This is a genomic window from Streptomyces sp. NBC_00289 (assembly GCF_041435115.1).
GTDB lineage: Bacteria > Actinomycetota > Actinomycetes > Streptomycetales > Streptomycetaceae > Streptomyces.
In genome coordinates this window covers 2,621,238-2,635,842 of sequence record NZ_CP108046.1, presented here as the reverse complement: position 1 = coordinate 2,635,842, position 14,605 = coordinate 2,621,238, and the positions used below count along the sequence as shown (strand labels likewise).

Sequence of the window (14,605 nt, the reverse complement as noted above, 5' to 3'; positions counted from 1 at the left end):
CCTCTCCCGGAGGCTTACGTTCGACCCTCTACGGCTTTCGTCTACGGGCGTAGAGGCTCTGGCGTCCCGTCGAAGGAGCAGCTCATGGCCAACGTCGTACGCGCCGCTCTGGTCCAGGCCACCTGGACCGGCGACACCGAGTCCATGGTGGCGAAACACGAGGAGCACGCCCGTGAGGCGGCCCGGCAGGGCGCCAAGGTCATCGGGTTCCAGGAAGTGTTCAACGCCCCCTACTTCTGTCAGGTCCAGGAGCCCGAGCACTACCGCTGGGCCGAACCGGTGCCCGACGGGCCGACCACCCGTCGTATGCAGGAACTCGCACGCGAGACCGGCATGGTGATCGTCGTCCCCGTCTTCGAGGTCGAGCAGTCCGGCTTCTACTACAACACCGCGGCCGTCATCGACGCCGACGGCACCTTCCTCGGCAAGTACCGCAAGCACCACATCCCGCAGGTCAAGGGCTTCTGGGAGAAGTACTACTTCAAGCCGGGCAACATCGGCTGGCCCGTCTTCGACACCGCGGTCGGCAAGGTCGGCGTGTACATCTGCTACGACCGCCACTTCCCGGAGGGCTGGCGGCAGCTCGGGCTCAACGGCGCCCAGCTCGTCTACAACCCCTCCGCCACCCACCGCGGCCTGTCCTCCCACCTGTGGCGGCTGGAGCAGCCCGCCGCCGCCGTCGCCAACGAGTACTTCGTCGCCGCGATCAACCGGGTCGGCCAGGAGGAGTACGGCGACAACGACTTCTACGGGACGAGCTACTTCGTGGACCCACGCGGCCAGTTCGTGGGAGAGGTCGCCAGCGACAGCAAGGAGGAACTCCTCGTCCGCGACCTCGACTTCGACCTCGTCGAGCAGGTGCGGCAGCAGTGGGCCTTCTACCGCGACCGCCGCCCCGACGCGTACGACGGGCTGGTGCGGCCATGAGCGACCTGTACGCACGCCACCGGGGCGTGCTGCCCGACTGGCTGGCGCTGTACTACGACGAGCCGCTGGAGATCACGCACGGCGAGGGCCGCCACGTCTGGGACGCCGAGGGCAACAAGTACCTCGACTTCTTCGGCGGCATCCTCACCACGATGACCGCGCACGCACTGCCGGAGGTCACCAAGGCGGTGAGCGAGCAGGCCGGGCGGATCGTCCACTCGTCCACCCTGTACCTCAACCGGCCCATGGTCGAGATGGCCGAGCGCGTCGCGCAGCTGTCCGGCATCCCGGACGCCCGCGTGTTCTTCACGACCTCCGGCACGGAGGCCAACGACACCGCCCTGATGCTGGCGACGACGTTCCGCCGCAGCAACACCGTCCTGGCGATGCGCAACAGCTACCACGGCCGCTCCTTCAGCGCGGTCGGCATCACCGGCAACCGCGGCTGGTCACCGACCTCGCTGTCCCCGCTGCAGACGCTGTACGTGCACGGCGGCGTGCGCACCCGCGGGCCCTACGCCTCGCTCGGCGACGACGACTTCATCGCCGCCTGCGTCGACGACCTCAAGGACCTCCTTGGCCACACCCGCCCGCCCGCGGCCCTGATCGCCGAACCCGTCCAGGGCGTCGGCGGCTTCACCTCACCGCCGGACGGCCTGTACGCGGCCTTCCGCGAGGTGCTCCAGGAGCGCGGCATCCTGTGGATCGCCGACGAGGTGCAGACCGGCTGGGGCCGCACCGGCGACCACTTCTGGGGCTGGCAGGCACACGCCCGCAACGGTCCGCCGGACCTCCTCACCTTCGCCAAGGGCATCGGCAACGGCATGTCCATCGGCGGCGTCGTGGCCCGCGCCGAGATCATGAACTGCCTGGACTCCAACAGCATCTCCACGTTCGGCGGCACCCAGATCACCATGGCGGCGGGCCTCGCCAACCTCACCTACCTGCTGGAACACGACCTCCAGGGCAACGCCCGGCGCGTCGGCGGACTGCTCATCGAGCGGCTGCGGGGCGTCGCGGCCCAGACCGCGGGCGTCCGGGAGGTGCGCGGCCGGGGCCTGATGATCGGCATCGAGCTGGTCAAACCCGGCACCGACCAGGCAGACCCCGAGGCCGCGTCCGCCGTCCTCGAGGCCGCCCGCGCGGACGGGCTGCTCATCGGCAAGGGCGGCGGCCACGACACCAGCGCCCTGCGCGTGGCCCCGCCGCTGTCCCTCACCGTCGCGGAGGCCGAGGAGGGCGCCGCGATCCTCGAACGCGCTCTGCGGAGCGTTCGGTAGCAGGCCGGTGAGCCGGAGAGGCGGGCCCGTGTCCGGAGGCCGAGCGCGGCGACCCGAAGGGGTCGGGCACGGTCGGGCTCCCGACACGGGCCCGGACGCCCCGGAGGCGAACCGGGCCCGAACGAAGGAGAGGCCGCGATGACCACCCCGGAGCACCTGGAGCCGACCCTGTCGGTCCGCCAGGTCCTCACGCTGGAACGCGTGCTCGCCGGAGAGCCCGAGGTGGTGGCCGGCGCGGGGCAGCTCGACCGGCCGGTGCGCTGGGTGCACGTGGCCGAGGCCCCCGACGTGGGCGTGATGCTCACCGGTGGCGAGATGGTCCTCACCACCGGGGTGCTGCTCGCCGGCGACGAGTCCGCGCAGGCCGAGTACATCCAGTCGCTGCACCGCGCGGAGGCCGCGGCCGTCGTCCTCGGGCTCGGCCGGGCCTTCCCGGCGCCGCCGGACGTGATGCGCCGGGCCGCCGAGCGCTGCGGACTGCCCATGATCGTCCTGCACCGGCCCTTCCCCTTCGCCGCGCTGACGGAGGAGGTGCAGTCCCGGCTGGTGCGGCGGAAGTTCGCCGCCGTCAGCCTCTCCGAGGCGGTTCGGACCGCGCTCACCGGACTCATCACCGCGGGCGCGCCCCTGCAACGCCTGCTCGACGAGATCGCCCAGCACAGCGCCTGCCCCGTCGTCGTCACCAACCTCGCCCACCGCGTCCTGGCCACGGCGGGGGAGCGGCCGGCCGTCGACGACGTGCTGCGCGACTGGGAACGGATCTCCCGGCAGGCCGGCGGCAGCGAGGTCGACGGCTGGATCCGCGCCGAACTGGCCGGGCGCGGAGAGCGCTGGGGCCAGATCATGCTGTGCGGCCACCGCGGTGACACCGCCACCGGGCAGCTGCTCGCCGACCGCGCGGCGGAGGCCCTCGTCCTGCACCGCATGCTCGGCGGCACCTCGGCGCACACCTGGGAGGAGCAGTCCGCGCAGAGCCTGCTGACCGACCTGGTCTCCGGGGTCGTACCGGCGCGGCAGCTGCTGTCGCGGGCCCGCGCGGCCGGACTGCCCGTCAACCGGCGCACCTTCGTCCCGCTGGTCGTCCAGCACGGTGAACCGGCCCAACTCGACCGTGTGCTGCGCATGCTGGGCCTGGCCGGACTCGTCGCCGAGCTGGCCGACCGGGCCACCGCCGTGCTGCTCAGCCTCGCCCGCGACCAGGACGACCTGGCCCTCACCGCGCACTTCGCGGCCCGGCTGCGCTCGGAGTCGGGATCCACCAAGGCCGTGGTGGCCGCCGCCGACGCCCGCACCGCCTGGGACGACGTACCGGCCGGCCTGCGCGAGGCACAGCACGTCGCCGACGCCGTGGCCGACTCCTCGGCCGCCCTGGACCTCCCGGCCGTCGTACGCCTCAAGGACGTGCATCTGCGCGGCCTGATCAGACTGCTGCGCGACGACCCGCACGTGCAGTCCTTCGCGGAGCGGGAGCTGGACGGGCTGCTGTGCGAGTCCGGCGAGGACCTGCTCGCCGTCCTGCGGACCTATCTCGCCAGCGGCCGCAACAAGTCCCGTACCGCCCAGCTGCACCACGTCTCGCGGCCCGCGCTCTACCGTCGCCTGGAGGCGATACAGACGCGACTCGGCGTGGACCTGGACGACTTCGAGCAGGCCGCCTCGGTGCACATCGCGCTCCTCGCGCACGACGCGCAACAGGCGTGAGATCGCACCGGGAAACAGTGCGGAAACGTATAACCACCTGGGAAAACGGCGGTGAAACATGGGCCCACGACAGGGTGACACCGTGGCACGCCCCGTGCCCGCAGACGTGACACCGTGCAACTCAAAGCCTGATTTCGGACTTCCTAGTCTTCTCGCACACCGAGTGACCGGAGGTCCCGATGAGCACAGTGATCCGTGCCGCCCTCTTCCAGACCGCCTGGACGGGCGACAAGGAGTCCATGATCCGGGTGCACGAACAGGCGGCCCGCGACGCGGCCGCGCAGGGTGCTCAAGTCCTGTGCTTCCAGGAGCTGTTCTACGGGCCGTACTTCTGCCAGGTCCAGGACAAGGCGTTCTACGAGTACGCCGAGCAGATCCCCGACGGCCCGATCGTCAAGCGCTTCCAGGCACTCGCCAGGGAACTGGGCATCGTCCTCGTCCTGCCGATGTACGAGGAGGAGCAGCCAGGCGTCCTGTACAACACGGCCGCCGTGATCGACGCGGACGGCTCGTATCTCGGCAAGTACCGCAAGCACCACATCCCGCAGGTCCCCGGCTTCTGGGAGAAGTTCTACTTCCGCCCGGGGAACAGCGGCTGGCCGGTCTTCGAGACCGCCGTCGGCAAGATCGGCGTCTACATCTGCTACGACCGGCACTTCCCCGAGGGCTGGCGCGCCCTGGGTCTGGAGGGCGCCGAGATCGTCTTCAACCCCTCGGCCACCTCACGCGGGCTGTCCGCCTACCTGTGGCAGCTGGAGCAGCCGGCCGCGGCCGCCGCCAACGAGTACTTCGTCGGCGCCATCAACCGGGTCGGTGTCGAGGAACTCGGCGACAACGACTTCTACGGGACGTCGTACTTCGTCGACCCGGAGGCCCAGTTCGTCGGCGAGGTGGCCGGCGACAAGGAGACCGAACTGGTCGTCCGCGACCTGGACCTCGCCAAACTGCGCGAGGTGCGCGACCGCTGGCAGTTCTACCGCGACCGCCGACCCGACGCGTACGCCCCGCTCACCGCTCCCTGACCGGCAGCGCACCCAGCACCCGCGGGCCCGGCGACGGGGGTCGGGCCCGCGGGGCACCCCATCGGCTTCCCTGTGAGGAAACAGCGTTGACCCCAGCCCCCGACAGCAGCGGGATTCCCTCAGTGCACGCACGACCGGAAGGAGAGCGGGCATGAGCCGTACCGTCATCCGTGGTGGCCTCGTCATCACCGCGTCCGACGAGATCCACGCCGACGTCCTGATCGAGGACGGCCGGATCGCCGCCCTCGCCGCCTCCGGCACCCGGGCCGCCGAGGCGTGGACCGCCGACCGCACCATCGACGCCACCGGCAAGTACGTCATCCCGGGCGGAGTCGACGCCCACACCCACATGGAGCTGCCGTTCGGCGGCACCTTCGCCTCCGACACCTTCGAGACCGGCACCCGGGCGGCCGCCTGGGGCGGTACGACCACGATCGTCGACTTCGCGGTGCAGAGCGTCGGGCACTCCCTGCGCGAGGGCCTCGACGCCTGGCACGCCAAGGCCGAGGGCAACTGCGCGATCGACTACGGCTTCCACATGATCGTTTCCGACGTGAACCAGGGGACGCTCAAGGAGATGGACCACCTCGTCGAGGAAGGTGTCACCTCCTTCAAGCAGTTCATGGCCTACCCGGGCGTCTTCTACAGCGACGACGGCCAGATCCTGCGCGCCATGCAGCGCTCCGCCGAGAACGGCGGCCTGATCATGATGCACGCCGAGAACGGCATCGCCATCGACGTCCTGGTGGAACAGGCCCTCGCCCGCGGCGAGACCGACCCCCGCTACCACGGCGAGGTCCGCAAGGCACTCCTGGAGGCCGAGGCCACCCACCGGGCCATCAAGCTCGCCCAGGTCGCGGGCGCGCCCCTGTACGTCGTGCACGTCTCCGCGCAGGAGGCGGTCGCCGAGCTGGCCAGGGCGCGCGACGAGGGCCTGAACGTGTTCGGCGAGACCTGCCCGCAGTACCTGTTCCTGTCCACGGACAACCTCGCGGAGCCGGACTTCGAGGGCGCGAAGTACGTGTGCAGCACTCCGCTCCGGCCGCGCGAACACCAGGCGGCACTGTGGCGGGGCCTGCGCACCAACGACCTCCAGGTGGTCTCCACGGACCACTGCCCCTTCTGCTTCGTGGGCCAGAAGGAGCTCGGCCGGGGCGACTTCTCCAAGATCCCCAACGGCCTGCCGGGCGTCGAGAACCGTATGGACCTGCTCCACCAGGCCGTCGTCGACGGGCACATCACCCGTCGCCGCTGGATCGAGATCGCCTGCGCCACCCCGGCCCGCATGTTCGGCATGTACCCGAAGAAGGGCACCATCGCCCCGGGCGCCGACGCCGACGTGGTCATCTACGACCCGCACGCCGAGCAGGTCATCTCCGCCGAGACGCACCACATGAACGTCGACTACTCGGCGTACGAGGGCAAGCGCCTCACCGGCCGCGTGGAGACGGTCCTCTCGCGCGGCGAACCCGTCATCACCGAGCGGGAGTACACCGGACGCGCGGGTCACGGCGTCTACACCCCGCGCTCCACCTGTCAGTACCTCAACTAGGAGAGGCGCACATGGACTTCGGACTCGTCCTGCAGACCGACCCGCCGGCCTCCAAGGTCATCAGCCTGATGAAGCGGGCCGAGCGCAACGGCTTCACCTACGGCTGGACCTTCGACTCCGCCGTGCTGTGGCAGGAGCCCTTCGTGATCTACAGCCAGATCCTGGCCAACACCACGAAGCTGACGGTCGGCCCGATGGTGACCAATCCGGGCACCCGCACCTGGGAGGTCACCGCCTCCACCTTCGCCACCCTCAACGACATGTTCGGCAACCGCACCGTGTGCGGCATCGGCCGGGGCGACTCCGCGATGCGGGTCGCGGGCCGCAAGCCCAACACACTGGCCCGCATCAGCGAGGCGATGAAGGTCATCCGGGCCCTCGGCCGCGGCGACGAGGCCGACCTCGGCGGTACGGTGATCAGGTTCCCGTGGATCAAGCCGGACGCCGAACTCCCCGTCTGGATGGCCGCGTACGGGCCCAAGGCCCTGAAGATGACCGGTGAGGAGGCCGACGGGTTCATCCTCCAGCTCGCCGACCTCTATCTCACGGAGTACATGGTCAAGGCGGTGAAGGACGCGGCCGTCGCCGCCGGGCGCGACCCGTCCGAGGTGAAGATCTGCGTCGCCGCCCCCGCCTACGTCACCGCGGACGACTCGCCCGAGGCCCTCGCCCACGCGCGCGACCAGTGCCGCTGGTTCGGCGGGATGGTCGGCAACCACGTGGCCGACCTGGTCTCGAAGTACGGCGAGCACTCCGGCGCCGTCCCCGACGAACTGACCGACTACATCAAGGCCCGCGAGGGCTACGACTACTCGCACCACGGGCGCAGCGACAACCCCGACACCCAGTTCGTGCCCGACGAGATCGTCGACCGGTTCTGCCTCATCGGCCCGCCCGAGGCACACGTCGAGAAGCTCAACGCACTGCGTGAGCTGGGCGTCGACCAGTTCGCCGTCTACGACATGCACGACGCCCAGGAAGCCACCATCGACGCCTACGGCGCGACGGTGATCCCGGCCGTCAACGGCTGACCCGCCGGCCCCCGGCCCGGCTCTCCTCCCTCTGATCTCCCCCCTTCCCGCCGTTCCGGGGAGGGGGGCGCCACCCCCCACCGGCACCGCCCGCACGGCCTTTCCCGTCCCACCTGATCGATTGGCCTGCCCATGACCGACACCGCTCCCACGGCCATACCGCCGTCCGCCCAAGTCACCCTCGCCGACGGCCGGGTGGAGCTCGCCCCGGGCGCCACCGCCCCGAGCGGCCCCTACGCCAACGAGGACCTGCTGCCGGTTCCGGTGGAAAAGCGCACCTGGACCACGTACAACTTCTCCGCACTGTGGGTCGGCATGGCCCACAACACCGCCTCCTGGACCCTGGCCTCCGGTCTGATCGCCGTCGGCATGGACTGGAAGCAGGCGGTGTTCACCATCGCCCTGGCCAACCTGATCGTGCTGGTCCCGATGCTGCTCACCGGGCACGCGGGACCCAAGTACGGCATCCCCTTCCCGGTCTTCGCCCGCGCCTCCTTCGGGATCCGCGGCGCCAACCTCCCCGCCGTCGTACGGGCGTTGGTGGCCTGCGGCTGGTTCGGCATCCAGACCTGGATCGGCGGCGAGGCGATCTACTTCCTGGCCGGCAAACTGATCGGCGACAGCTGGGCGAACGCCTCGCACATCGGGGGCTACGCCTGGACCATGTGGCTGTCCTTCGCGCTGTTCTGGGTGCTCCAGATCGCGATCATCTACCGGGGCATGGAGACGATCCGCCGCTTCGAGAACTGGGCGGCGCCCTTCGTGCTCGTCGGCGCGGTCGTGATGCTGATCTGGATGAGCAACAAGGCGGGCGGCTTCGGCCCGCTGCTCGACCAGCCCTCCAAGCTCGGCTGGGGCGCGGACTTCTGGAAGCTGTTCTGGCCCTCCCTGATGGGCATGATCGGCTTCTGGTCGACGCTGTCCCTGAACATCCCGGACTTCACCCGGTACGGCAGGAGCCAGAAGGCGCAGACGTGGGGACAGGCGCTCGGCCTGCCGACCACCATGACACTGTTCGCGTTCCTGTCGGTGCTGGTCACCTCCGGCTCGCAGGCGGTCTACGGCGAGACCATCTGGGACCCGGTACAGCTGGCCGCGAAGACGGACAACGTCGTGGGCCTGCTGTTCGCGCTGGTCACCGTGCTGGTGGCGACCCTGTCCGTGAACATCGCGGCCAACCTGGTCTCGCCGGCCTTCGACTTCTCCAACGTCGCGCCCCGCAAGATCAGTTTCCGGGCCGGAGCGCTCACCACCTGCGTGCTCGGCGTGCTGATCTTCCCGTGGAAGCTGTACTCGGACCCGCAGGGCTACATCTTCACCTGGCTCGGCCTGGTCGGCGGTCTGCTCGGCACGGTCGCCGGCATCCTCATCGCCGACTACTGGATCCTGCGCCGCGGCAAGCTCGACCTCACCGACCTGTACCGCAAGGGCGGACGCTACTGGTACGACGGAGGCTGGAACTGGCGGGCCGTCGCCGCCTTCGTGGTCGGCGGGGTCCTGGCCGTCGGCGGCGCCGACTTCCATCCGCTGATCGACGGCCGGCCCGTGCCCGCGCTGGAGTCGCTCGCCGACTACGGCTGGGCGGTGGGCCTGGGCACCTCGATGGTGCTCTACGTGGTGCTGATGCTGGCGCGGGGCAGGGAGCGCCTGGAGGCGTAGACCCGTTCGCCGCCGGAGGGCGGTCAGGCCTTCTGACCGCCCTTCAGCGCCGTCACCGCTTCCTTGGCGGCCTTGATGGCGCCCTTGTTGATCACATCCGTGCTCGGCGCCTTCTTCGACTCGAAGTCACTGCCGTTGTACGTGACGACCACCAGCGCGTTGGACACCTGGGCGATCACCACGCCCTCGCGCGTCTGCTGCTTGTCCTCGGTGGTCAGGTTGACGACGGAGTACCCCGCGTCGCCGAGCCCCGGGACGGCCCCGCCGCCGCTCTTGTCCGCGAGACGCTCCTTGTACGACTTCTGCGCCGCCTCGTCGGAGTCCGTGAGCTCGAAGGACACGTCGAGCCAGCGGTAGTCGAAGCCCTTGAGGGCGTTCCAGGAGCAGGTGCGGCGCACCTTCGTGTCCGTGGAGGGGATTTCCTTGCCGGCCGTCTTCGCGCCCGGCACGAGCGACGTGATCGTCTTGGTGGCCACGCTGCCGCAGGGCGCGGGCGCGGCGGAGTACGTCTTCGAGGCGGCCGACGTCGACGGGGCGGTGGGCGACTGGGTGGCCGTCTTCTCGTTCCCCTTGTGCTCGGCGGTCGGTGTCGCGGCCAGCGGTCCGGACGACAGCGCCCAGCCGGCCGCGGCGAGCACGACGACCGGTGACAGGCGCGCGGTGAGGGTGAGCGGCAGAGGCAGGGATTGCACGACGCACTTCTCGTGGGGGGAGGGTGCGGAGGTCCGCACGGCGGGCGGGGTACGCCAGTGTCACATGAGTCCCTGTGCGACGAAAGGCCGAACTCGCTCCGTGCATGTGCGGTGACTGCGGCTCGCTGTCGATGCGTTGTGTGTCCCGTTATGTCACGGCCGGTCGCCTGTGCGAGGGCCCGTTCCGGTGTCCGTGGTCGCGGCGACGAGGCTCGGCGTCGCCGGGACCGGGGTGCGTACGATCGCCGGAGTGCCGCCGCGCCGTGAGGAGTCCGCTCGTGTTCACCACCCGACCCACCCTCCAGGGCACCTTCGGGATGGTGTCCTCCACCCACTGGCTGGCCTCGCAGTCGGCGATGGCGGTACTGGAGGGCGGCGGCAACGCCTACGACGCGGCGGTGGCGGGCGCGTTCGTGCTGCACGTCGTCGAGCCGCATCTCAACGGGCCCGCTGGCGAGGTGCCGATCCTGCTCGCCCCGGCGGGCGGCGAGGTGCGGGTCCTGTGCGGACAGGGCGTCGCGCCGGCCGGAGCGACGGTCGCCCACTACCGGAGCCTCGGCCTCGACCTCGTACCCGGGACCGGTCCGCTCGCGGCCGCCGTCCCCGGCGCCTTCGACGCCTGGATGATGCTGCTGCGCGACCACGGCACGAAACCGCTCGCCGACGTCCTCTCCTACGCCATCGGCTACGCCGAGCACGGGCACGCGCCCGTGGAGAACGTCGGCGCGACCGTCGAGACGGTACGTGAGCTGTTCGAGCGGGAGTGGACCTCGTCGGCGGACGTGTACCTGCCCGGCGGGAAGGCGCCCAGGCCGGGGGAGCTCTTCCGCAACCCCGCCCTCGCCGCCACCTGGAGGCGGCTGCTCGCCGAGGTCGCCGGGGCGGGGGACCGGGTGGCCCAGATCGAGGCGGCACGGGAGGTGTGGCGCACCGGCTTCATCGCCGAGGCGCTGGTACGGCAGGCGGGGCGGCCCACCCTGGACACCAGCGGCGAACGCCACACCGGCACGCTGACGGCCGCCGACCTCGCCGCGTGGTCCGCGGCCTACGAGGCGCCGGCGACGTACGACTGGAACGGCTGGACCCTGTGCAAGGCCGGCCCCTGGAGCCAGGGCCCGGTCATGCTCCAGCAACTCGCCCTGCTCCCACCGGAGTTGCCCCGGTACGGCTCCGCCGACTACGTCCATCTGCTGATCGAGGGCTGCAAGCTGGCCATGGCCGACCGGGAGGCCTGGTACGGGGACGCGGCCCAAGTGCCCTTGGGTGAGCTGCTCTCGGCCGAGTACAACGCGGCCCGGCGCCGACTCGTCGGCGACGGCGCCTCCTACGAGCTGCGCCCCGGAGCCCCGGCCGGGCGCGCGCCGCGACTGTGCGCGTACGCGCGCGGGGCGACCGCCTACGCCCCCGGCCCGTACGCGCCGGGGGCCGGCGAGCCGACGATGGCGGTCCTCGGCCGGTCGACGGTCGCGGGGGCCGTCGAACCGACCGTCGCCAAGCGTCCGACGTCGCCGGTGCCCGGTGAGCCGGACGTCGCCGCCGACGGGGGGACCCGTGGCGACACCTGTCACCTCGACGTCGTCGACCGCTGGGGGAACATGGTCGCGGCCACGCCCAGCGGAGGCTGGCTGCAGTCCAACCCCGTCGTGCCCGAACTGGGCTTCCCGCTGGGCACCCGGCTCCAGATGACCTGGCTGGAGGAGGGCCTGCCGAACTCCCTCACCCCGGGCCGGCGGCCGCGCACCACCCTCACGCCCTCGATCGCCCTGCGGAACGGGGTGCCCGTGCTCGCCTTCGGCACGCCGGGCGGGGACCAGCAGGACCAGTGGCAGCTGCATTTCTTCCTGGCGGTCGCGCTGCGCGGGCAGGTGCGCGGGGGTCTGGACCTGCAGGGCGCGATCGACGCCCCGAACTGGCACAACGACAGCTTCCCCGGCTCCTTCCACCCGCGCGGCACGCGCCCGGGAAGCGTCACGGTCGAGTCCCGTACGGACCCGGCAGTCGTCGCGGAACTGCGCCGCCGCGGCCACGACGTGACCGTGGGCGAGGCATGGTCGGAGGGCCGCCTGTGCGTGGTCGCGCGGGACCCCGGGACCGGGATCCTGTCGGCGGCCGCGAACCCGCGCGGCATGCAGGGATACGCGGTCGGCCGGTGAGGCCGGACTCCGCGGGCCCGGCCCCTGGCCCCCGGTCGTCGCGTGGCGTACCGGGTCGGTGACGGCTGGTCGCGGGCGGCGGTGTCCGGGTCCGGGTGTTCATACCGATTCCACCCACGGTGCACGGGGTGGGTCGGGATTGTCAGTGGCGCGTGCTCTCATGGAGGCATGATCCAGAACACGGAAACCATCGACGAGTTTCTCGCCCGCCACTCCTCCGACGTGGAAGAGGCGGTCCGCAAGGCGGCGGCAGCCGAGATCCTCCCCCGCTTCCGCCGGCTCGCCGCACACGAGGTCGACCAGAAGACCGGCCCGCACGACCTGGTGACGGACGCCGACCGCAAGGCCGAGCAGCACCTCACCGAGGCGCTCGGCGCCCTGCTGCCGGGCTCCGTCGTGGTCGGTGAGGAGGCGGTGCACGCCAACCCCGCGGTGTACGAGGCGATCCAGGGCGAGGCGCCGGTGTGGATCGTCGACCCGGTCGACGGGACCCGGCAGTTCGTGCACGGCGACCCCGGCTTCTGCACCCTGGTCGCGCTCGCGCAGCACGGCGTGGTGCGCGCCTCGTGGACGTACGTGCCCGCGCGCGACCGACTGGCCACGGCGATACGCGGCCGGGGCGCGTTCCTCGACGGCGAGCGGCTGTACGCCGGTCCGCCCGAGCCCGGCCGGGACCTGCGGGTGGCCACCTCCCACCCGGACTACACGACCGAGGAACAGAAGCGTGCCCTGCTCGGCCTGTGGTCGGACGGCGTGGCACCGCGCGCGTGCGGCTCGGCGGGCCTGGAGTACCTCGCCGTCGCCCGGGGCGAGTTGGACGCCACGGCCTTCTCCTGGGAGGCCGCCTGGGACCACGCGGCGGGCCTCCTGCTGGTCGAGGAGGCGGGTGGCGTCCACCTGACCCGTACGGGCGAGCCGTTCCGCGTCAGGGGCGGCAACGACCTTCCGTTCACGGCGGCACGCGACGCGGCCACCGCGCGCCGGGTGCGGGAGCTGCTCGGCGCGTCCTAGCCGGCGGATGCCGCCCTGGGGCCGGGTGCCTCCGGTCACCCGGCATATCCTGATCCTCTGGCCACCGGCTGACGAAGGGGTCCGAAGGTGCCGTCGATGCTCGATGCGGTCGTGGTGGGTGCGGGGCCCAACGGGCTGACCGCCGCCGTGGAACTGGCCCGCCGCGGTTTTTCCGTGGCCGTCTTCGAGGCCCGTGACACCGTGGGCGGGGGCGCGCGCACCGAGGAGCTCACCCTCCCCGGCTTCCGCCACGACCCGTGCTCCGCGGCGCACCCCCTCGCCATCAACTCACCCGCCTTCCGGGCCCTGCCCCTGGAGCGCTACGGCCTCCAGTGGCTGCACGCGGACCTGCCCATGGCACACCCCTTCGCCGACGGCACCGCGGCCGTGCTGTCCCGCTCGGTCGCGGAGACGGCCGCCTCGTTCGGGCCGCGTGACGCGGGGGCGTACCGCAGGCTGGTCGAGCCCTTCCTGCCCCGGTGGGACACCCTGGTCCGCGACTTCATGTCCCTGCCGCTCACCGCGCTGCCCCGCGACCCGGTGACCCTGGCCCGCTTCGGACTCGTGGGGCTGCCGCCCTCGACCTGGCTGACCCGCCGTTTCCACGACGAGCGGGCCAAGACCCTGTTCGCCGGCCTGGTGGCGCACGTGATGGCCCCGCTCTCCGGGTTCGCCACCGGTGCCGTCGGCCTGGTCTTCGCCCTCGCGGCGCACGCCCGCGGCTGGCCCGTGGCGCGGGGCGGATCCCAGTCCCTCTCCGACGCCCTCGCCGCCTACCTGAAGGACCTCGGCGGCACGATCCACACCGACTACGAGGTCAAGCGCCTCGACGACCTGCCGCCCGCCCGGGCCTACGTCTTCGACACCTCGCCCACCGCCCTGGCGAGCATCGCGGGCTTCGGCAACCACTACGAGGGCTACCGGTACGGCCCCGGCGTGTTCAAGGTCGACTACGCCCTGGACGGGCCGGTGCCGTGGACGGCGAAGGAGGCCCGCGCCGCCGGCACCGTGCAGATCGGCGCGGACAGCGGGGAGATCGGCGCGGCCCTGCGCGCCGCGGCCCGCGAGGGCCGCGCGCCGGAGCGGCCGTTCCTCATCACCGTGCAGCCCGGCGTCGCCGACCCCACCCGGGCCCCGGCCGGCAAGCAGGTCTTCTGGGTGTACGGCCATGTGCCCAGCGGCTGGACCGGCGACCTCACCGACGCGATCGAACGCCAACTGGAGCGCTACGCACCCGGTTTCCGCGACCGCGTCCTCGCCCGCGCGACCGCGGGGCCGCCCGAACTCGCCGCCCGCAACGCCAACTACGTCGGCGGTGACATCGCCTCCGGCGCGGTCTCCGGGCTACAGCTCCTGCTGCGCCCCAAGCTGTCCCTGTTCCCCTACGGCACCCCCCACCCAGCCGTCTTCATCTGCTCCTCGGCCACCCCGCCGGGACCGGGCGTGCACGGCATGTCGGGGCACAACGCGGCCAAGGCGGTGTGGAAGCGGCTCCGCCAGACCTGACCGCGCCGGCGGAGCCGGTCCCGAGCGCGGCGCACCCGGCGCTCGCGCGTCCGGCGTCGCACTCCTGGTAG

Annotated in this window: 11 protein-coding genes; 10 read left to right on the top strand and 1 reads right to left on the bottom strand. The window is 71.7% G+C overall.

Annotation, left to right across the window (positions count from 1 at the left end):
• The first annotated feature begins 84 nt into the window (after positions 1-84).
• The 7 genes from OG985_RS12305 (at position 85) to OG985_RS12275 (ending at position 9,172) form a co-directional block, all read left to right on the top strand.
• Complete coding sequence (locus OG985_RS12305) at positions 85-927, top strand: nitrilase-related carbon-nitrogen hydrolase (RefSeq protein WP_371668340.1); 843 nt, start codon at positions 85-87, stop codon at positions 925-927.
• On the top strand, positions 924-2,207 hold the full coding sequence (locus tag OG985_RS12300) for an aspartate aminotransferase family protein (protein WP_371668339.1): 1,284 nt from the start codon (positions 924-926) through the stop codon (positions 2,205-2,207). Before OG985_RS12305 ends, OG985_RS12300 begins: the two co-directional genes overlap by 4 nt.
• Positions 2,208-2,345: 138 nt before the next feature.
• On the top strand, positions 2,346-3,908 hold the full coding sequence (locus OG985_RS12295) for a PucR family transcriptional regulator (protein ID WP_371668338.1): 1,563 nt from the start codon (positions 2,346-2,348) through the stop codon (positions 3,906-3,908).
• A gap of 179 nt (positions 3,909-4,087) precedes the next feature.
• Positions 4,088-4,930 (top strand): nitrilase-related carbon-nitrogen hydrolase, encoded by an 843-nt coding sequence (locus OG985_RS12290; protein ID WP_371668337.1) that lies wholly within the window; start codon positions 4,088-4,090, stop codon positions 4,928-4,930.
• 151 nt (positions 4,931-5,081) lie between these two features.
• Positions 5,082-6,482 (top strand): dihydropyrimidinase, encoded by a 1,401-nt coding sequence (gene hydA / locus OG985_RS12285; protein ID WP_371668336.1) that lies wholly within the window; start codon positions 5,082-5,084, stop codon positions 6,480-6,482.
• A gap of 11 nt (positions 6,483-6,493) precedes the next feature.
• A complete protein-coding gene (locus OG985_RS12280) occupies positions 6,494-7,513 on the top strand; it encodes a TIGR03842 family LLM class F420-dependent oxidoreductase (protein WP_371668335.1) in 1,020 nt (339 codons plus the stop codon).
• A gap of 132 nt (positions 7,514-7,645) precedes the next feature.
• On the top strand, positions 7,646-9,172 hold the full coding sequence (locus tag OG985_RS12275; protein WP_371668334.1) for an NCS1 family nucleobase:cation symporter-1: 1,527 nt from the start codon (positions 7,646-7,648) through the stop codon (positions 9,170-9,172).
• A 23-nt stretch (positions 9,173-9,195) separates the two neighbouring features.
• Here OG985_RS12275 and OG985_RS12270 read toward each other — a convergent pair whose 3' ends face one another.
• On the bottom strand, positions 9,196-9,864 hold the full coding sequence (locus OG985_RS12270; RefSeq protein ID WP_371668333.1) for a hypothetical protein: 669 nt from the start codon (positions 9,862-9,864) through the stop codon (positions 9,196-9,198).
• A 278-nt stretch (positions 9,865-10,142) separates the two neighbouring features.
• Between OG985_RS12270 and OG985_RS12265 the strand changes: the two genes are divergently transcribed.
• The 3 genes from OG985_RS12265 to OG985_RS12255 all read left to right on the top strand — a co-directional run bounded on the left by OG985_RS12265 (position 10,143) and on the right by OG985_RS12255 (position 14,534).
• Positions 10,143-12,017: a gamma-glutamyltransferase family protein gene (locus tag OG985_RS12265; protein ID WP_371668332.1), complete on the top strand. Its 1,875-nt coding sequence runs from the start codon at positions 10,143-10,145 to the stop codon at positions 12,015-12,017.
• A 168-nt stretch (positions 12,018-12,185) separates the two neighbouring features.
• Complete coding sequence (locus OG985_RS12260; RefSeq protein ID WP_371668331.1) at positions 12,186-13,028, top strand: inositol monophosphatase; 843 nt, start codon at positions 12,186-12,188, stop codon at positions 13,026-13,028.
• A gap of 96 nt (positions 13,029-13,124) precedes the next feature.
• Positions 13,125-14,534, top strand: a complete 1,410-nt coding sequence (locus OG985_RS12255) for a phytoene desaturase family protein (protein WP_371668330.1) — start codon at positions 13,125-13,127, stop codon at positions 14,532-14,534.
• Positions 14,535-14,605 lie beyond the last annotated feature (71 nt).

What these genes read in the sequence shown, in the direction of transcription:
- hydA (WP_371668336.1), top strand. Translation starts at nt 5,082, where the DNA reads ATGAGCCGTACCGTCATCCGTGGTGGCCTCGTCATCACCGCGTCCGAC.
- OG985_RS12280 (WP_371668335.1), top strand. Translation starts at nt 6,494, where the DNA reads ATGGACTTCGGACTCGTCCTGCAGACCGACCCGCCGGCCTCCAAGGTC.
- OG985_RS12255 (WP_371668330.1), top strand. Translation starts at nt 13,125, where the DNA reads ATGCTCGATGCGGTCGTGGTGGGTGCGGGGCCCAACGGGCTGACCGCC.
- OG985_RS12290 (WP_371668337.1), top strand. Translation starts at nt 4,088, where the DNA reads ATGAGCACAGTGATCCGTGCCGCCCTCTTCCAGACCGCCTGGACGGGC.
- OG985_RS12260 (WP_371668331.1), top strand. Translation starts at nt 12,186, where the DNA reads ATGATCCAGAACACGGAAACCATCGACGAGTTTCTCGCCCGCCACTCC.
- OG985_RS12275 (WP_371668334.1), top strand. Translation starts at nt 7,646, where the DNA reads ATGACCGACACCGCTCCCACGGCCATACCGCCGTCCGCCCAAGTCACC.
- OG985_RS12295 (WP_371668338.1), top strand. Translation starts at nt 2,346, where the DNA reads ATGACCACCCCGGAGCACCTGGAGCCGACCCTGTCGGTCCGCCAGGTC.
- OG985_RS12305 (WP_371668340.1), top strand. Translation starts at nt 85, where the DNA reads ATGGCCAACGTCGTACGCGCCGCTCTGGTCCAGGCCACCTGGACCGGC.
- OG985_RS12300 (WP_371668339.1), top strand. Translation starts at nt 924, where the DNA reads ATGAGCGACCTGTACGCACGCCACCGGGGCGTGCTGCCCGACTGGCTG.